Source organism: Pedobacter sp. N36a (genome assembly GCF_014472395.1).
GTDB lineage: Bacteria > Bacteroidota > Bacteroidia > Sphingobacteriales > Sphingobacteriaceae > Pedobacter.
In genome coordinates this window covers 56,783-74,713 of record NZ_JACSZW010000006.1, presented here as the reverse complement: position 1 = coordinate 74,713, position 17,931 = coordinate 56,783, and the positions used below count along the sequence as shown (strand labels likewise).

Annotated in this window: 14 protein-coding genes; 3 read left to right on the top strand and 11 right to left on the bottom strand. The window is 42.4% G+C overall.

All coding sequences use genetic code 11. The features are described 5' to 3' along the window. Positions 1–6: 6 nt before the first annotated feature. From H9X96_RS13340 to H9X96_RS13325, 4 genes are all read right to left on the bottom strand, one after another. The gene (locus tag H9X96_RS13340) at positions 7–1,161 is read right to left on the bottom strand and encodes a prolipoprotein diacylglyceryl transferase (protein ID WP_187666773.1); all 1,155 of its coding nucleotides are present in this window, start codon (positions 1,159–1,161) and stop codon (positions 7–9) included. A 32-nt stretch (positions 1,162–1,193) separates the two neighbouring features. Continuing rightward, complete coding sequence (gene mtaB, locus H9X96_RS13335) at positions 1,194–2,513, bottom strand: tRNA (N(6)-L-threonylcarbamoyladenosine(37)-C(2))-methylthiotransferase MtaB (RefSeq protein WP_187666772.1); 1,320 nt, start codon at positions 2,511–2,513, stop codon at positions 1,194–1,196. A 54-nt stretch (positions 2,514–2,567) separates the two neighbouring features. Next, positions 2,568–3,134, bottom strand: coding sequence for a UbiX family flavin prenyltransferase (locus H9X96_RS13330; protein ID WP_187666771.1), 567 nt, complete (start codon positions 3,132–3,134; stop codon positions 2,568–2,570). A 224-nt stretch (positions 3,135–3,358) separates the two neighbouring features. Next, positions 3,359–5,488, bottom strand: a complete 2,130-nt coding sequence (locus H9X96_RS13325; protein ID WP_187666770.1) for a sulfatase-like hydrolase/transferase — start codon at positions 5,486–5,488, stop codon at positions 3,359–3,361. 174 nt (positions 5,489–5,662) lie between these two features. On the opposite strand from H9X96_RS13325, the gene H9X96_RS13320 reads away from it, so the two are divergent. Both H9X96_RS13320 and H9X96_RS13315 read left to right on the top strand, forming a co-directional pair. Further along, the gene (locus H9X96_RS13320; protein WP_187666769.1) at positions 5,663–6,532 is read left to right on the top strand and encodes an AraC family transcriptional regulator; all 870 of its coding nucleotides are present in this window, start codon (positions 5,663–5,665) and stop codon (positions 6,530–6,532) included. Positions 6,533–6,620: 88 nt separating this feature from the next. Further along, positions 6,621–8,471 carry an alpha-L-fucosidase gene (locus H9X96_RS13315; protein ID WP_187666768.1) on the top strand — a complete coding sequence of 617 codons (1,851 nt, stop codon included), beginning with the start codon at positions 6,621–6,623 and terminating at the stop codon, positions 8,469–8,471. 58 nt (positions 8,472–8,529) lie between these two features. Here H9X96_RS13315 and H9X96_RS13310 read toward each other — a convergent pair whose 3' ends face one another. The 7 genes from H9X96_RS13310 to H9X96_RS13280 all read right to left on the bottom strand — a co-directional run bounded on the left by H9X96_RS13310 (position 8,530) and on the right by H9X96_RS13280 (position 16,965). Beyond that, positions 8,530–10,182 (bottom strand): beta-N-acetylhexosaminidase, encoded by a 1,653-nt coding sequence (locus H9X96_RS13310; protein ID WP_255431107.1) that lies wholly within the window; start codon positions 10,180–10,182, stop codon positions 8,530–8,532. Positions 10,183–10,216: 34 nt separating this feature from the next. Next, entirely contained in the window at positions 10,217–11,683 is a 1,467-nt protein-coding gene (locus H9X96_RS13305; RefSeq protein ID WP_187666767.1) for a sulfatase, read from the bottom strand. 1 nt (position 11,684) lies between these two features. After that, the gene (locus H9X96_RS13300) at positions 11,685–12,455 is read right to left on the bottom strand and encodes an SDR family NAD(P)-dependent oxidoreductase (RefSeq protein WP_187666766.1); all 771 of its coding nucleotides are present in this window, start codon (positions 12,453–12,455) and stop codon (positions 11,685–11,687) included. Positions 12,456–12,481: 26 nt separating this feature from the next. Then, positions 12,482–13,621, bottom strand: a complete 1,140-nt coding sequence (locus H9X96_RS13295) for a DUF4861 family protein (protein WP_187666765.1) — start codon at positions 13,619–13,621, stop codon at positions 12,482–12,484. A gap of 64 nt (positions 13,622–13,685) precedes the next feature. Next, positions 13,686–14,528 (bottom strand): 5-dehydro-4-deoxy-D-glucuronate isomerase, encoded by an 843-nt coding sequence (gene kduI / locus H9X96_RS13290; RefSeq protein WP_187666764.1) that lies wholly within the window; start codon positions 14,526–14,528, stop codon positions 13,686–13,688. Between the two features lie 90 nt (positions 14,529–14,618). Further along, positions 14,619–15,815 (bottom strand): glycoside hydrolase family 88 protein, encoded by a 1,197-nt coding sequence (locus tag H9X96_RS13285; protein WP_187666763.1) that lies wholly within the window; start codon positions 15,813–15,815, stop codon positions 14,619–14,621. Between the two features lie 115 nt (positions 15,816–15,930). After that, positions 15,931–16,965, bottom strand: coding sequence for a LacI family DNA-binding transcriptional regulator (locus tag H9X96_RS13280; RefSeq protein ID WP_187666762.1), 1,035 nt, complete (start codon positions 16,963–16,965; stop codon positions 15,931–15,933). A gap of 196 nt (positions 16,966–17,161) precedes the next feature. Here H9X96_RS13280 and H9X96_RS13275 point away from each other — a divergent pair, with 196 nt between their 5' ends. Then, positions 17,162–17,902 carry a (Fe-S)-binding protein gene (locus H9X96_RS13275; RefSeq protein WP_187666761.1) on the top strand — a complete coding sequence of 247 codons (741 nt, stop codon included), beginning with the start codon at positions 17,162–17,164 and terminating at the stop codon, positions 17,900–17,902. The last annotated feature ends 29 nt before the right edge of the window (positions 17,903–17,931 follow it).

Here is a 17,931-nt window from a genome sequence, read left to right as displayed (position 1 = left end):
TATATTTTAATAGCTCGCCAGCTTTTCTTTATTCCTCACAGAATATAGAACCAGCAGCAAACCGGATAGAAATAATATACTGGAAATCAATTCTGCCTGAGTAAAGCGGATGCCAGCCACATCGTATTTGGTATTCACACGGATCAATTCGATAAAGAATCTTTCCAGACCATTCAGCATCAGGTAAATTCCAAACATCATACCAGGAATTTTAATTCTGGTGCGGACTTTCCAAAGGATGAAGAATAAGATAAAGCAAACGATCACCTCATAAATTGGGGTTGGATAGACCGGATTTGCCAATTCATGACAGAATTTACCGACACAGCCCGGAATAGGAATACCTTCATTGGCCACGTTATTAGGGTAAGTATAAGCCCATAGCCAGTCTGGCAGCCAGCTTACCGGTTTAGGATTCAGGTTGTCAATTCCCCAATCTCCATCTCCCGACATCTGACAGCCGATACGGCCAACAGCATAAGCCAGCATCATTCCCGGACCACCAATGTCCAGCATGTGCAATACTTTAATATTGTTCTTTTTAGCAATGTATAGCACCGCAGCACCACCGCAAATCAAGCCACCATAAAAGGTCAACCCACTGAAAGAAAGCAAACCACCGATTGGATCTTGTACGAAGGTATCCCAGTGTTCCAGATTATCAAATATTTTCGCACCAAGGAATCCCCATACTGCTGCCCAGACAATCATATTGCCCATCAGCTCATAAGGATGCTGGATCACTTCTACGGTTTTTGGTGCCGGTAATTTAACCCTGTTTTTCTCTTTATGATCCCAGTAAGCAAATAAGCCTGCAAAAAACAGACCACCTAAAAGGCTGCCTTTTGTAGAAAGCAATACCGTTTGGGCATCGCTCACAAACAGCTTATAATTTAATAACGCGTAAACCAGTTTATAACCGATCAGGAAGCCAAAAATACCGTTATAGAACAGTTCTAAGGTGGTAGCAGGTTTTCCTACAGTAATGTATTTCTTAATCGGATGGATGATCCCCAAGGCTTCTTTACGTCTAAATTCTTCTGTAAATGCCCAGTAACCTGCAATGAAAGCTAATGCTACAAAAACACCGAAGGTATTGAAAGGAAGAGGTATCTGAACACCGAAAAGATATTCTATAAAATGGGATACGGTTGGAAACATACTTTTAGAAAGGTTTTTATGCGAATATAAGATTAATGAGCTAAAACTTCTTCGCTTTCTGCAACTTCTACTTCACCATCGGCAGTAAGTTCAAGCAATTTCACTCTTTTAATCTCATTCACCATCACCGGGTCGTATTTTGCTTTTACTTTCACATAGTTTTTCGTAAAACCATGCATGAAACCATCTTTCTGATCGTCTTCGAAAAGCACTTCGCCTACGGTACCAATCTGAGATTGATAGAAAGCCCTGCGTTTTTTATCCGATAAGATATGGAGCATTTTACTGCGGTCGGCTCTGGTACTTCCTGCAACCACGCCTTTCATTTCTGCCGCAGCGGTTTGCTCGCGTTCAGAATAAGTGAAGACGTGTAAATAAGAAATCTCCAATTCATTTAGGAACTGGTAAGTATCCAGAAAATCTTCATGTGTTTCTCCAGGAAAACCTACAATCACATCTACACCGATACAGCAATTTGGAATTAATGCTTTAATGGTGGCTACACGTTCAGTATACAGTTCTCTTTGGTAACGTCTTTTCATTAACCCCAGGATCTTGTTAGAACCTGATTGTAATGGAATATGGAAATGGGGTACAAATCTTTTTGAAGTAGCTACAAATTCAATGATCTCATTGCTGAGCAGGTTTGGCTCGATGGAAGAGATGCGGATTCTTTCGATTCCTTCTACTTCATCCAGGGCTTTTACCAGGTCAAAGAATTTATCTTCTCTATGGCCATCTCTGATTCCGAAATCGCCCAGGTTTACACCAGTAAGCACAATTTCTTTCACGCCGCTTTCCGCAATCTGTGTCGCTCTATTCACCACGTTTTCGATGGTATCACTACGACTTCCACCTCGTGCCAGAGGAATGGTGCAATAGGTACAAGGATAATCACAGCCGTCCTGAACTTTCAGGAAAGTACGTGTCCTGTCCCCTATTGAATAGGCTGCAATAAAATTATGATTTACTTTTTCTATGTTTTGCTGATGAATAACGGCTTTTGGAAGTTTCGTCAGATCAGAGATATATTCTACAATACGGAATTTTTCTGCAGCACCCAATACCATATCCACGCCTTCAATTTCGGCAATTTCTACTGGTTTCAGCTGTGCATAACAGCCCACAATCGTCACATAAGCATTAGGAGAATATTTCAGGGCCTCTTTAACTACCTTGCGACATTTTTTATCCGCATGCTCCGTTACAGAACAGGTATTGATTACATATACGTCCGCCCCAGCTGTAAAATCCACCACCGCATATCCGGCATCGGTAAATAACCTTCCTATTGTTGAAGTTTCTGAAAAATTCAACTTACAACCTAGTGTATAAAATGCAACCTTCTTCATTTAGCCCTTATAAAATTTCTTTGAGAATGCGCAAAGATAAGGTTTTAGCTGAGATTATTCCTCATTCCAGCGGTAACTATCCTGACGGAGACCAGCAAGGTCGATGACCCGGCTCACAACAGTCTGCGCCACCTCTTCGATGGTTTTTGGCAGGGAATAAAACGAAGGACTTGCCGGACAAATGATACCACCAGCTTCGGTTACGATCTTCAGATTATTGATGTGAATGAGGCTGAAAGGGGTATCACGCACTACAGCGATCAATTTTCTGCGTTCTTTTAAGACTACATCGGCAGCCCTGCTGATGAGGTCGTTGGAGATGCCGTGGGCGATTCTGCCAAGGGTGCCCATCGAACATGGAATGATAATCATAGTGTCAAATTTTGCAGAGCCCGACGCGAAAGGTGCATTGAAGTCCATTTTCGGATAAAACTTGTAAGGGTAGCGATCGTAGTCTTCGTTGCCGAGTTCAAAGCGCCATACTTCCTTCGCATTGTCGGACATCACAACAGCTACCGTCTCAATCTGATCAGAAAGGGTCATTAAATTATTAAGCAGGAGTTTGGCGTAGATGGAGCCGCTGGCTCCGGTAATGGCAACAATGATTTTCTTCTTATCCATAGCAGCAGCAAAGATAAAGTTAAAACAGATACGATGTACTGTATTAAAGCAGCTAAAAACAGTTGTAAAAAAAAAGGATCGGAAATAAATTTCCGACCCTACATCTACCTATGAAAAACATACCCTCGAAAGGGTAAGCCCAAATGTAATTAACTTTTTGGTTAAATGAAAGTTTAAACTCACTTTTTTGCGGGATAATCTTATTTAGAAATGATTAAAGCCAGTTATTTTACGCTAAAAAGATTTTTATCACTCATATTCTGCCAGTTAGCTCCAGCTTCTTTTTGCTTTAAGCGCAACGATATTGCCTTTCCCTGCTCTTGCTTTACGTAAATTTTAATCGGATGATATCCAGCTTTCAGTTTTACAGTAGCGGTGATTTCTTTCCCTGGCGAATAGTCATAATCTGCATCCAGCAATTCCGCTTCATGCAAACGCAGATAAGCTTTTACATTACTTTCAAAGGAGAAGGTGTACTCAGCGTCTTGCGGCGCTTTAAACCAAGCTTCATATAACATCATCCCAGAAAGTTTAGGGGGCGTATGATTTTCCAGACTTATAGTCGTTCCTTTTTGCAATGGAGTTCGTCCCTTTTCGGTAACCACCCATTGAAAATCCCCTTTATAGAACTTCCAGCTAATTCCTGCGGTGATTTTTCCTGCAGGATTTACACTTGGAATCAGCGCTGCATCATAAGGACGAGGCGCTTCAGCATCCACTTTTCTGGCTTGTAAGACTTTCGTTTTCATTTTCTCCTGCAAGCGGCGATACGCTGGATTTCCGCCAAGATTAATCGTTTCCTTAGGATCTGTGACTACATTATAGATTTCGAAATCATCATCTGCTGATTTTATATTATAGCGTACACCTGCCAAATCACCGATACGAATCATTTGCATCTGGTTGCGTTTCCTGCCTCTTCTACTGGCTTCAAATTCTTTAAAATCCGGGGTATTTCCTCCTTCTTGATATTCTATATACACCTGCCCTTGCAGCTGTTTACCCTTACCGGTTAAGCTGGGCAGCAATGAGACACCATCTAACCTTGCTGGCGCAGGGACATTGGCAGCCTCGGCAAAAGTAGGCATCCAATCAGACAGCATGCTGGGTAAAGCAATCGTTTGTCCGGGGTTAATTTTTGAGGGCCAGCGAACCAGTGCAGGCATTCTCAATCCACCTTCCCAAACATCTCTTTTGATCCCATCAAACGGGCCGAAACTTCCAAAAAACTCTGGGCTGTTGGGTGCATAACCTTTTGGCAAGTAAGATTCTATAGAAGGGCCATTATCGGAACTGAAAACAACCAGGGTATTTTCATCAATCTTCAGGTCTTTTAAAAGCTGCATCACATCGCCTATCGCATCATCTATCCTGCGGTTGGCAGTTGCATAACGCTTATAAGTATCTGGCCATGGCCTTTCAGGAGTATTCACATTTTGATCATCATCGTAAGTGGCATTTGCATAATCAGGATGTACATAGGTATCAATTTCACCGGAAGCAGTATTGATCATGGCTCCTTTTTTTCCTGTCCACTGTATGCCGCCTTTCAATCCAGCACCTGCAGGATAAGCCTGAGTTGGCAATTCTAAAACCGCATGTGGTGCATCATAGGCGAGGAACATAAAAAAAGGTTGTTTTGCCTGTTTACTCCGCTCATGATCTACGATCCATTTCTTCGCATAAGCGGTCCATAAATCTGTCGTATAGCTTTTACTTAAGTCGGCGGCCACATTAGTATAGTTGTCGTAGACTTCCTTTTTACCTCTGTAAAGGCCTTCAAATGGATAATGTTCATGTCCGTCAGCATGTCTCATATAGCCAAAGAACTGATCGAATCCTCGCTTTGAAGGATGGGCAGGCCAGTTTGGCTCCTCTTTTGTTTCTCCTTGCAAGCCCCATTTACCGACTGCAGCGGTCGCATATCCTGCGCTTTTCAGCATATTGGCAATGGTGTGGTTGTTTTCAATTTGCTTGTCGAACTGGTTGTCTCTGACACTCGCATTTCCTTGATTCATCCCCGTCATAAAGGAGGCGCGGGAAGGCGCACATACCGGGGCATTGCTATATTGGTTGGTAAACTTCGCACCGGAAGCCGCCATTTGATCCAGATTTGGCGTCAATTGATAAGGCAGGTTTTGATGCTGTTTACGTTGATTTTGGAAGAAAACACCAAGATCTCCATAGCCCATGTCGTCTGTTAAAATGAAAATGATATTTGGCGAGCTCCCTCGCTTTGCTTGGTTTTGCTGCTGCTGTTTCTTTTGTTGATTTTGAGCTTTAACGCATGTTGGAATAACTGCAATAGGAAGCATAAAGACCATTATTGTGGTCCTCCAGGTTCTTTTCATCATGTGGGTTCAGGTTGTTGTTGTGTGTTTAGAACCAAAGTTATCAGTTTTTATGAAATATGGTTTATTTACCCGCTCAAACTCATTCAGCAATATTGGCATTTATTCGTGTATTACTGATATTACAAGGTATTTATGAAAGATTTTTATAAATTTAGCCTGACCTAACCAAATTTTATGAAGCCACAACTACTCAAAGTTTCAAACAACCTTGTGAATTCATTTAGTGCAAGGAGAGACAAAGTCCCTTACATCAACAACCGCTGGCATTACCATGCAGAGGTGGAATTGATTTATTTCAAGAAAGGAAATGGCACCCAATTTATTGGCGACAGTATCAAGCGTTTCCGATCTGGAGACGTGGTATTGATCGGTGCACACCTCCCCCATTACTGGAGATTTGACGACAGCTATTTCCTAGCGGATGAACAGGAAAATGCCGATGTTGTTGTCGTTCATTTCTGTGAAAATTTCTGGGGAAACCATTTTTTAAACCTACCGGAAAACAAGGCCTTAAAACTAATTCTGGAAAAAGCACAGCGAGGAATTCAAATTTCTGACAAAGTGAAAAAAGTGATCGGAGAAATCATTGAATCCATTTTACTTTCTGAAGGATCTAAGCGGATCATTCTTTTAATGGAAGCATTGCTGGCCATTGAAAGCTGTACGCAGCATGAATTACTGTCTTCTATCGGTTTCCGACATGATTTCGAGGAGATCGAAAATGACCGTATCAATGCGATTTACAATTATTCACTGGCGAATTTCAAAAGAAAAATCCAGATGGAGGAAATGGCCGCTGTGGCCAACATCAGTCCAAATTCGTTTTGCCGGTATTTTAAATCAAGAACCAGGAAAACTTACACCCAGTTTATCTCTGAAATCAGGGTGGGTCATGCTTGCAAATTGCTGATTGAGGACAGCATGAATGTGAAGCAGATCTGCTATGAAAGCGGATTTCACAACTTTGCCAGCTTTCACAAACATTTTAAAATCATTACCGGAAAGAGTCCGTTAAATTACCAAAAGTCTTATCTGCAGAAGTAACAGCAGAGCTAAAAAAAAAAGTAACACATTAACAACAACACATCATTACACGCTTAACACGCAAAAACAAAAGAAACCAACGAATTCTATGAACAAAAAGACCTTACTGTCTGCCTTGTTTCTTTGTCTGTCTTTAACAGCCAGCAATGCACAGGAGAACAGCTCAAAAGAAAAAACTGCTGCCAATACCAAAAAAATGGAATGGTTTACCGATGCCAAACTTGGAATATTTATCCACTGGGGTGTTTATTCGGTAAATGGGATCTCAGAATCCTGGGCATTTTTCAACAACTACATCAACCACGATAACTATATGAAACAATTGGATGGCTTTAATGCCTCCAAATATCAACCTGAAGAATGGGTGAAGCTGATCAAAGAAAGCGGCGCCAAATATTCGGTCATTACCACAAAACACCATGATGGTGTTTCTTTATGGGGTACCAAAGCACCAAATGCAACAACTACCATCAAACATAGCGCCGCAAAAAAAGACCTGATCAGTCCATTTGTAAAAGCATTAAAAGCTTCCGGATTGAAAACCGGGCTTTATTTTTCCTTACCGGATTGGAGTTACAGCGACTATGATGTTTTCACCAGAGCGCATAAAAGGTATCAATTGAAAGCAGCACCGAAAAGATGGAATACTTTCCTTAATTATTACCAGCAACAGCTCAATGAACTTTCCGCGAACTTTAAACCGGACTTGATTTGGTTTGATGGAGATTGGGAGCACGATGGTGAAGAATGGCAGGCGCAAAAGGTGCTTAAAAACCTGCGCAGTGACAATTCAGATATCATTATCAATTCCCGTCTCAACCACCATGGCGACTATGACACACCTGAACAGGGCATACCGGTGGTCAAACCAGCTGGAGATTATTGGGAACTGTGTTATACAATTAATGATTCCTGGGGTTACCAACCTTACGACAACAAGTATAAATCACCAAATATGATCATCCGCACCTTGGTAGATTGTATCAGCATGGGTGGCAATTTACTGCTGGATATCGGCCCTAAGGCTGATGGAACAATTCCAGAGCAGCAAGTAGCCGTATTGAAGGGCCTTGCCCGCTGGACCAGCAAACATGGAGAAGCGATTTATGGCACACGTGCAGGAATTCCTGCGGAGCATTTCAATGGAAAAACCAGTCTTTCTAAAGACAAGAAAACCTTATATCTATATGCAGATTGGGCACCTAATGGTGGAATATTCCACTTAAATGGGATACTTTCTAAAGTGAAGTCGGCGAAAATTGTGGGTAGCGCTGAATTGCTGAGCTATAAAAAAGACGGAGATAACCTGACTTTGAAAATTCCTGAAAACGCAGTAGATCAGGACGTAACCGTAATCTCGATGCAATTCAATGAACCGATCAGATTGGCAGAAAAAACTGCTGTAATTGCGGCAATAGCTCCTCAAAAAAACAGCAATGATCAAGAGCAGATCGCGCAAATTGCCAGTGCTATTCATGATGGAAATAATCCTTTGTTCACTACAAACCTGACCGTAGACGGATTGGGAATGGAAAAAGAAAAGAAAACCTTATCTCCAGCCGTTTACAACTGGATCACTAAAAACTCAGAAAGTTTATACAAAACTACCAAAGGACTTCCTGAAGGACATTACCAGGGAAAAAGTGCTTTATCTCCTGATAAACAAACCTTATTCCTATTTGTAGAAGGTAAGCCAACTGGTCCTATTGCTTTAAAAGGCATCAAAAATAAGATCAGCAGGATTAGAATTGTGGGCGAAGGAACCATGATGGAACCAGAAATCTACAATAAATTATACTGGAGTTCAGTTCCTGGAATTGTTTACATCCCTGTTCCTGAAGATCGATTGGACAAAAACTTAACGGTAATTGCCGTACTATTAGACGGCCCGATTGATTTATACCGGGAAAAAGTAGCTGCGATAGAAAGTAACCTATAAACTATTAAACGCCCCTGCATCGGAACTATTTCCTGATGCAGGGGCATTTTTAAGGTGATTAGTCGCCTGTATCAAAGCGCTTAGCGCCTTTATTCAGCTTTACAGGTTCCGGGTATTTTCCTGGCTTGGTCGGATCATAATAATAAATCCCCGCTTGCTCATAAAGTGCAAAATGCCCTTTTAGACGTTCCATAAATGCAGGGAAATTCTTTCCTGTTTTCGGAGACCAGGCGGCTTCTGCCAAGGCAGAAATCCTGGGGAAAAGCAGGTAGTCCAATCGCTGCATATTAGGAACAGCTTCCGTCCATAAGTTCGCTTGTATGCCTAGAATCTGATTTTTAGCGACCGTTTGCGACTGATAATTGTCGGCCGAAAATGAATACACATTTGCTATAGGGTTGTACAATTTACCCCATTTACGTCCATTATTATGCGTACTGTCCTGCACAAAATCAAAGTACAATGGTAATCTCGGACACAATACCGTTTCATATCCTTTGCTCAGCGCTTGTGTTAAAACTTGCGGCTGATCATGACGCCACCAGAAAATAATGGTTTTATCTTTTGGAAGTCCGGCGGCTGCCATCTCATCCCAAACCAGCAGTTTAGCATTCATTTGATACACCGAATCGGCCATACGTTTCATGAAATAAGTTTCCACCTCCTTAGTACCGGCAAGGTTTTTACTTTTCATCAAAGCGGCAATGTCAGGATCAGTGATCCATTTATGGTTGCCATAACTCACTTCGTCACCACCAAGATGGATCATCGCCGAGGGAAATAAAACATTAGTTTCCTTTAAAATATTGGTTAGATAGGCATAAGTACCCTCTTTACCTGGGTTAAATGTAAATTCTGGATGACCAGGTCCACCGCCGCCGCTATATTCAGGATAGGCTTTATTGGCTGCTGTAGCATGTCCTGGCATATCAATTTCAGGAATTACGGTAATGAAACGCTGTGCCGCATAGGCCACCACTTCTTTTATTTGTTCCTGGGTATAATATTGCGCTGGTGTAAATTCATTCATAAAATCACCAATACCACCAATCAAGGTCAGCTTTGGATATTTTTTGATTTCTAAACGCCAGGCAGGTTCGTCAGTCAGGTGCCAATGCAATTTATTTAATTTGTAAAAGGACATCCAGTCGATGATCGACTTTACTTTTTCCATTCCGAAGAAGAACCTGGATTCATCCAGCATAAAGCCCCTCCAGCCATAGGCAGGTTGGTCTTCTATTTTCCAGGCGTTCAAAATGATGCTGCCTTTTACTTTTTTTGTTTGTCTGATCAGCTGCATCAGCGAAGTCGCGCCATAAAAGGCACCTGAAACATCTTTAGCAGTGATCGTGATGGCCTCCGCACCGATGTCCAGTGCGTAGGCTTCTGATCCATTTTTCTTTTTCGGGGAAAGCACCAGTTTTATTGCGGGTGATTTCCCTGAGTTTGGCTGAATGCCGATAGGTAGTTGCTGCGATTTTAACAGTTCTGCCTGAAGGTATTGCGCAATTGGTTTTAAAGCGTCATCATTGAATACCAGGGGTGTATTGGTCTGCAGCAAAAAACTGCCATTTCCCTTTACAGCACTGCTTGGCAATGGTATTATTGGACAATTATCCTGAGCTGTCGTTTGATTCGGACTCAAAATAAAAAGCACAACAAACAGCATAAAAGAAAGACTGGATACTGCTTTGATTTTTAATTTTATCATAAAGTGTGGTGTTAAAAATTGTTAATGATATTTTTTACGGGGATACTTTTCCCGCTGGCCTTCTATTCGCTCCTTTTCTATTGGTCAGCTCATCGCCAAGGTCGACCCTCGCCTCTTCTGCATAAACCTGTATTTGCTTAACGATTTCAGGATAATTTTCCTGAACGTCATATTGCTCTCCAGGATCATGAGAAAGATTATACAAAGCCATTTTAACCTTTACATCTGGTGCCGGGCCTGGATAACCGCCTTTACCTGGCAAACTACCAGTATAGGCTCTGGAACTATGTGGAAACACTAATTTCCAGTTTTTGTAGCGAACTGCTTTTAGATTATTGACATCATAATAGTAGTAAAAAACTTCCCTCGGACCTTTATTTGATTTGCCGGTCAGGACAGCAGAGAAGTCCAGACCATCAATTTTAAGCGCAGGTAACTTGGCTTTGGTGAGCGCTGCAATCGTTGGGAGCAAATCAATATTGACCATCAATTGAGCACTCAGGCTTCCTGCGGGAATGCTTCCTGGCCATCTGATCAGACAAGGAACACGTGTTCCTCCATCCCATGCCGTTCCTTTTCCCTCACGAAAACCTCCGGAAGAACCTGCATTGTCGCCAAAATTGAGCCATGGCCCATTGTCGCTGGTAATGATCAAAATCGTGTTTTCCGATAATTTATACTGGTCCAGCGTTTTCATAATTTCTCCAATTGACCAGTCTAATTCCATGATCACATCACCAAAAACGCCCAGTTCACTCTTTCCTTTGAAAGCTTTTGAAGCTGCCAAAGGCACATGAGGCATGGGCTGTGCCAGGTATAAAAAGAAAGGATCTTTCTGATGATCCGTAATAAACGCTACTGCTTTCTTAGTGAAAGTGCCAGTTAATTTCCCCTGATCTTCCAGGTTGTCATTATAAGCAACCACCTTTTCCCCGCTTAGGATAGGCAATCTCGGGTATCTTCCTCTGTAAGTCGAAGAATCCAATGGTTTCCCGTCGTAACCAACGGGCCACATGTCATGGGAATAAGGGATCCCATAAAAGCGATCAAAGCCAAAATAGGTGGGCAGAAATGGTGCTTTTGAACCCAGGTGCCATTTTCCGAGCATAGCAGTCTTGTATCCTGCTTTTTTCAGGATGGAGGCAATGGTTTCTTCAGAAGTGTTTAATGCAGTTTTTGCTTCCGGACTTAAAGCATGGGCCAGGCTTAACCTGTTTGGGTAACATCCGGTGAGCAGTGCTGCCCGGGATGGACTGCAGACTGCCTGTGCGGCATTGAAATGTGTGAGGCGCATCCCTTCGGAGGCTGCCTTATTAAAGTTTGGCGTTGGAATACCGGTCATCCCATAAGGTTCCGTGTCTCCATAGCCCATATCATCCATGTTGATGATGATCACATTTGGGCGGTCATTTTTCTTTTGCTGGGCATTCGCATTCAGCGAAATACATAAAAATGGGCTGCCCCATAGGAAGAGCAGCCGGAATAGATTATATTCTTTCATTTTACCTCCCCATCCATCCACCATCAACCGTCATCACTGTCCCATGCATATAGTTTGAAGCTTCAGAAGCCAGGAATACGGTTGGTCCTTTAAAGTCTGCCGCTTCTCCCCATCTTCCTGCAGGAATACGTTCCATAATCGAACGACTTCTATCTTCATCTGCCCTTAAAGCAGTGGTATTGTCTGTAGAAATATAGCCTGGTGCAATCGCATTTACATTGACCCCTTTGCTGGCCCATTCGTTCGCAAAAGCTTTGGTTAACTGGCCTACAGCACCTTTACTAGCTGCATAACCAGGAACTGTAATCCCGCCCTGGAAAGTCAGCAAAGAAGCCGTGAAGATTACTTTTCCTGATCCTCTCAAAATCATTTCTTTTCCGATCTCACGGGTCAGTATAAATGGTGCCGTTTGATTCACCGCGATCACCTCATCCCAGTATTCATCTGGATGTTCGGCGATTGGTTTTCTCAAAATTGTTCCTGCATTATTCACTAGAATATCAATGACAGGATGTGCTGTTTTTACGTTTTCAATGAATGCTTTCAAAGAACTGCGGTCATTAAAATCACATTGGTAGGCGCTGAAATTACGTCCCACTGCTTTTACGGATTGCTCCACTGCAGAGTTTTCCAACTCCAAACTGGCGGATACGCCAATGATATCTGCTCCTGCTTCCGCTAATGCTTCTGCCATTGCTTTTCCAATTCCACGTTTACAACCTGTAACCAGGGCTGTTTTACCTTTTAAATTAAATAAATTCAGTACCGACATTTGACGATGTTTTTATAAAATAAGACTTATTGAACAGTTACCTTTAAAGGCTGTTCTAATGTTTGTTTAAAATTGTTCAGGTAGGCAAACCAGGCTTCAGCAGTGGTAATTTCTCCCGCTTTATCCCATGCTGCGCCATTGTAGTATACTACCGGTTCGGCATTTTTAGCAGTGGTTTCTGCCAGTAATTGTTCTTTCGTCACCCTCATCTGCAGTTTTGGATCTGATAAGATGACACCGATTCCCATGGTCCCATCTTCGCCATGTTTAGGCTCCCAATAGCCCATTACGCCATTTCGCTCGTTTAGTAATAAAGCACCTGGCGCTGTTCTTTTGATGATTCCTACCACCACTGGCAAATCGCCACCGCCAGGATATTCGTAATTCGCCTCTACCCTATTCAAATGAGCACCCGCATCCAGAGAGATCGTTTTCGCCACTTTCACTAATTTCCCGGCTACATCCCAGTTTTCATAACTCAATTGAAAAGTGAAACGCAATGCGCCTTGATCCAATATTTTCCAGGTACGGTAATTTAGAGGATAATAGATTTTATCACCAGAGATCGGAGCAATATCACCGCCGCCTAAAGTCAGGCCTACATGGTAATAATCGTTTCCATCACCAAGATCTTCATGGTATCGACCTCTTTTATAGCGTTCGTTCAACACCATTCTGGTGACTCTTTTTCCCCATACGTCAATACCATATGCATTTTCCTTTGGGGTACTTTCCAGAGCCTTTCCGTACATACGGAAAGCTACTTTATCATTTTCCCAGGCAAAATCATCTTTACGCTCAGGAATGTACCTGCCGAAAGTCTTTTGCACTGGTTGCTGTGCTTTTCCAGGAACAATGCTCAGTTTTACTGTTCCATTTGCCGGCACATCTAATTGCACCAACAGGTTCTGGGGACTGGTTTGTCCTTTAAACTCCAATTGAAACGGCACTTCTTTTTGTGCTGCATTGAGCACTTTAAAATTTGCTGTATCTATTGCTGGAAATTTGGAAAGCACATTTTGCCAGGGTATAGCGGCTACTACAGCGGTTCTTTTCTGCTTTGAAGTGTTCTGAATGCTGATGGTAGCTTTCACATGCTTAGTTTGTGCGTTAAGCGCAGCAGGCAAGCTCGCGCATACCCATAAAACCAGGAGAATCTTTTTCATGTTTCATACAGTTTATAGGAACAGGCGGTGGATTTAAGCACCGCCTGTTCATTTGGTTTTTCTTTTATCTCAATTCAGTAATGGCGCAATGGTCCATATCGCCATAATCCAGATTTTCACCGGCCATTCCCCAGATGAAGGTATAATTGCTGGTTCCTGCTCCGGAATGTACCGACCAGTTTGGTGAGATAACGGCCTGCTCATTTTGCATCCATAGATGTCTGGTTTCCTGAGGCTGTCCCATAAAATGACACACACTTTGTCCTTCAGGTACTTCAAAATAGAAGTAAACTTCCATTCTACGGTCGTGGGTATGTGCTGGCATGGTATTCCAAACGCTGCCGCTTTTCAATTCTGTCATTCCCATTTGCAGCTGACAAGTAGGCAATACGCTGTTTACAATCAGCTTATTGATCACTCTGTGGTTGGCCGTTGCTGCTGAACCCAATTCTACCACTTCTGCTTCCGCTTTGGAAACCTTCTTTGAAGGGTAAGTATGGTGTGCAGGCGCAGAATTGATGTAAAATTTAGCTGGTGTATTTGCATCTGCAGAAGAAAAACTCACTTCTTTTGTACCTTTACCCAAGTATAAAGCTTCTTTATAGTCCAATTCATAAGTAGTGCCATCGGCAATGATGCTGCCTTTAGCACCCACGTTGATGATCCCCAATTCTCTTCTTTCCAGGAAATAATTGGCTTTTAAATTTTCGGGGTTAGACAAAAGCACCGTTTCTTTAACGGGCATCACACCACCGGCAATGTACCTATCAAAATGCGATAAGGTCAAATGAATGGCATCTGCTTCGAAAAGCGTTTCCATTAGGAACTGATCACGTAATCCTTGAGTATCTAATTGTTTTCCTTCATTGGGGCTCAGTGCGAACCTGCTGTCAAAATATGTTTTCATTGTATTCTTTTTATTAATCAATTTGAGGTTGCCTGTTTCAATTTCAGACGGGCTTTATGGTCATTTCTTTAATTTAAATCGGCTGATCGCTTATAAGTACCAGTTTTTATAACGGTGCAAAGCTTCCAGGAAGTAATAATCTGCATACGTCAAAGGCACATCAATTTCCGTTTTATGCGGAATAGAACCTACGCTGTGCATCAAAAGAAAACCGCCATTCTCTCCTAATTTCGCGCGATACGTATCAGAAGCCAGGGAACGGATCATTTTTTCTGCGGCATCCACATAAGTTTTGCGTTCTTTTTTATTTACATATTGTGCCAGTTCCAATAATGCCGAAGCATTTACGGCCGCCGCCGAAGCATCGCGATAAGTATTTGGGATACCCGGTGCATCAAAATCCCAGTAAGGAACCAGGTCTTTCGGCATATTAGGGTGGTTTAGGGTAAACTTAGCGATGTTTCTAGCTTGCTCCAGGTAGCGTTTATCTTTAGTAAAGCGGTACATCATGGTGTATCCGTACAAGCCCCAGCTCTGGCCTCTGCTCCATGCAGAAGAGTCGGCGGCACCTTGGGCGGTTTGCTTGTGCAGCACTTTCCCTGTTTTCATGTCGTAATCTATCACATGGTAAGAGCTGAAATCCGGACGGAAATGGTTTTCCAAAGTGGTATTGGCATGTGCAATCGCCACTTCTTTGAATTTTTTATCACCACCATGGTCTGATACCCAGCTCAACAACTCCAGGTTCATCATATTGTCTATAATTACTGGTCCTGCCCATTTTTTGCTGGAATTCCAGGACTGAATTACTTTTGCCCCAGGGTGATATCTCGTAGTCAGGGAAGCCGCTGAAGTGTCTATCGTTGCTTTGTAACTAGGATTTTTAGTGATGCGGTAAGCATTACCAAAGCTGCAATACATCATAAAACCAAGGTCATGATTTCCGGTATAGTGTTTTTCTTTTTCGAGGATACCCAGTCTGGCAGTTGCTTCAGCCAGGATTTCAGGATCTTTGGTATACTCATAGATATAAAATAAGGTACCAGGATAAAAACCGCTGCACCACCATTTGGTATTACTGGTTTGTACCTTGTTTTTTTCTGCATGGTAAGTTTGAGGCATGACATCTGCCGGAACATTCTTGCTGAGCACCTTATACTGCTGATCTGCAAATTTAAACTGATCATCAATTAACTGGCGCATTCCCTCTTTTGCCGGAGCATTCTGAGCGATCAGCGCCACACTGTTCATCATTAAAAGACTTAAAAAAACTACGAGCTTCCGCATAATCTACTGGTTTAGTTCAAAATTTATATTTAATATATTAGGTTGCTTTTATTGGGGTATTATGGTTCATTTATCGATCATTTCCCAATGATACTTGATCAAATCTGTCTATTATTTAAGAAGACATCCTTCTGATGAGGTCCACGGGAATCACATAAGGCTTTTTCTCCAGCTCTAAGCGCTGATCTCCATTTTTCAATTGGTCGATCAACACTTCTACTATTTTTTGTCCAACCTTGGCGGGATATTGTTCTATCGTAGATAAGGCCGGAGTAATGATTGAAGTTCTCGGATCATTTGAATACCCGATAATTTTTAAGTCCTGGGGTACCCGGATTCCATTTTCCTTCGCATATTCCAAGGCTGCAATCGCTGTCACGTCATTTGCAGTAAATAAAGCATCTGGAACTACCGCTGCTGAAAATAGTTTCGCCATCGCTTCTTTTGCGTTCTCATGGGTAAGTTCCTGATGAAAAACCCATTCTTCACGCACTGGCAGCTGATGCTGTTCCATCGCTTTGCGGAAACCTGCCGTACGATCCTGGTAAAGATTAGACATTAATTTTCCGGAAATATGGGCAATACGCTCACTCCCGGTTTCAATCAAATGGCAAGTCGCCAGGTATCCGCCGCGAAAATCATCTCCTTTAATATAGGTTGCCGGATAGGAATTCAGGGGCACCCGGTCGTAAAAAATCACGGGAATCCCGCTGTTCACCAATTTATCAAAATGCGTAAAATCTGTCGCTTGTAATGTACAGGCAACGATCATTGCATCCACTCTGGAGGCATATAGGATATCTGCGAGTTCTTCTTCCATGCTCAGCAGGTCGTTAGACTGGCAAATGATCAGGTTATATCCGTGTTTATGTAAAGCGTTCTGAATGGTAGTAATCACTTCTGCATGAAAAAACATAGAAATCCGAGGAACGATGAGTCCGACAGTATGCGTCTTATTGCTCCTTAATCCGGAAGCCATCTGGTTTCTTCTATAGCCCAGCTGGGCGGCCATTTTCAATACGTCGCTTTTTGTTTTCTCCTTTACATGGGGATGATTGTTCAGCGCCCTTGAAATCGTTGCCGGAGAAAGTTTCAACGCTTCCGCGATGTCAAGAATGGTATTTTGCTGTGGTTTTTTATCCTTATTCATCTATAAAACTGAATTTTCAGTAAATTAAACTTAGGCAAGCTAGTCATTTTTTACATAAAATGAAAACGTTTTCATAAAATTACAGCAAGCGCTGCTCCTCCGTTATTTTGGCAATATATTAAGCGTAATTACCGATAGCCTGCTAAATTCCACCAAAAGTGATAACTTCCAGCTTTCTTAGTTTAAATCCTCTGTTATGACCGTTGGCCTTTTCATCCCTTGCTACATTGACCAGTTTTATCCAAATGCAGCAATTGCCACCTTAAAACTCCTTCAAAAACTAGGCGTTAAAGTCAGTTATCCTTTACAGCAAACCTGCTGCGGACAACCGATGGCAAATTCGGGATTTGAACACCTGACCACCGGCTGCAATGAGCTTTTCATTGATAATTTTGCAGCATTCGACTATATCGTTTCTCCTTCCGGGAGCTGCGTTTTACATATAAAAGACCATTTACATAGCGATGGACAGGCAGAAAAGGCCAGCTGTATTCGTAAAAAGGTATACGAATTAACAGAATTCCTGACCGACATTTTAAAGGTAGAAAAGCTAACTGCCCGTTTTCCGCACAAAGTAGGCATGCACCAAAGCTGCCATGGACAAAGGGGCCTGATGATGTCACAAATGACGGAATTGGTAGCGCCTCCATTTTCGAAACCGCGACAATTGCTGAATATGGTGAAAGACCTGGAGCTGGTAGAATTGAGCCGGCCTGATGAATGCTGCGGATTTGGCGGAACTTTCTGCGTGGCAGAAGAAGCGGTATCTGTCAAAATGGGAAAGGACCGTGTGGCCGACCACCTCCACCATGGCGCACAGTACATCACGGCAGCAGACATGTCGTGTTTGATGCACATGGAAGGCCTTTTACGCCGCCAGAACAGCCAGGTAAAAGTGCTGCACATTGCAGAAATCCTAAATGCAGAAGAAGTATAATCCGGTAAATTTTAACGCAGATTTAAGAA

Bases quoted from the DNA above. Each gene is read 5' to 3' on its own strand.
- H9X96_RS13340 (WP_187666773.1), bottom strand. From the start codon at position 1,161: ATGTTTCCAACCGTATCCCATTTTATAGAATATCTTTTCGGTGTTCAG.
- mtaB (WP_187666772.1), bottom strand. From the start codon at position 2,513: ATGAAGAAGGTTGCATTTTATACACTAGGTTGTAAGTTGAATTTTTCA.
- H9X96_RS13330 (WP_187666771.1), bottom strand. From the start codon at position 3,134: ATGGATAAGAAGAAAATCATTGTTGCCATTACCGGAGCCAGCGGCTCC.
- H9X96_RS13325 (WP_187666770.1), bottom strand. From the start codon at position 5,488: ATGATGAAAAGAACCTGGAGGACCACAATAATGGTCTTTATGCTTCCT.
- H9X96_RS13320 (WP_187666769.1), top strand. From the start codon at position 5,663: ATGAAGCCACAACTACTCAAAGTTTCAAACAACCTTGTGAATTCATTT.
- H9X96_RS13315 (WP_187666768.1), top strand. From the start codon at position 6,621: ATGAACAAAAAGACCTTACTGTCTGCCTTGTTTCTTTGTCTGTCTTTA.
- H9X96_RS13310 (WP_255431107.1), bottom strand. From the start codon at position 10,182: ATGATAAAATTAAAAATCAAAGCAGTATCCAGTCTTTCTTTTATGCTG.
- H9X96_RS13305 (WP_187666767.1), bottom strand. From the start codon at position 11,683: ATGAAAGAATATAATCTATTCCGGCTGCTCTTCCTATGGGGCAGCCCA.
- H9X96_RS13300 (WP_187666766.1), bottom strand. From the start codon at position 12,455: ATGTCGGTACTGAATTTATTTAATTTAAAAGGTAAAACAGCCCTGGTT.
- H9X96_RS13295 (WP_187666765.1), bottom strand. From the start codon at position 13,621: ATGAAAAAGATTCTCCTGGTTTTATGGGTATGCGCGAGCTTGCCTGCT.
- kduI (WP_187666764.1), bottom strand. From the start codon at position 14,528: ATGAAAACATATTTTGACAGCAGGTTCGCACTGAGCCCCAATGAAGGA.
- H9X96_RS13285 (WP_187666763.1), bottom strand. From the start codon at position 15,815: ATGCGGAAGCTCGTAGTTTTTTTAAGTCTTTTAATGATGAACAGTGTG.
- H9X96_RS13280 (WP_187666762.1), bottom strand. From the start codon at position 16,965: ATGAATAAGGATAAAAAACCACAGCAAAATACCATTCTTGACATCGCG.
- H9X96_RS13275 (WP_187666761.1), top strand. From the start codon at position 17,162: ATGACCGTTGGCCTTTTCATCCCTTGCTACATTGACCAGTTTTATCCA.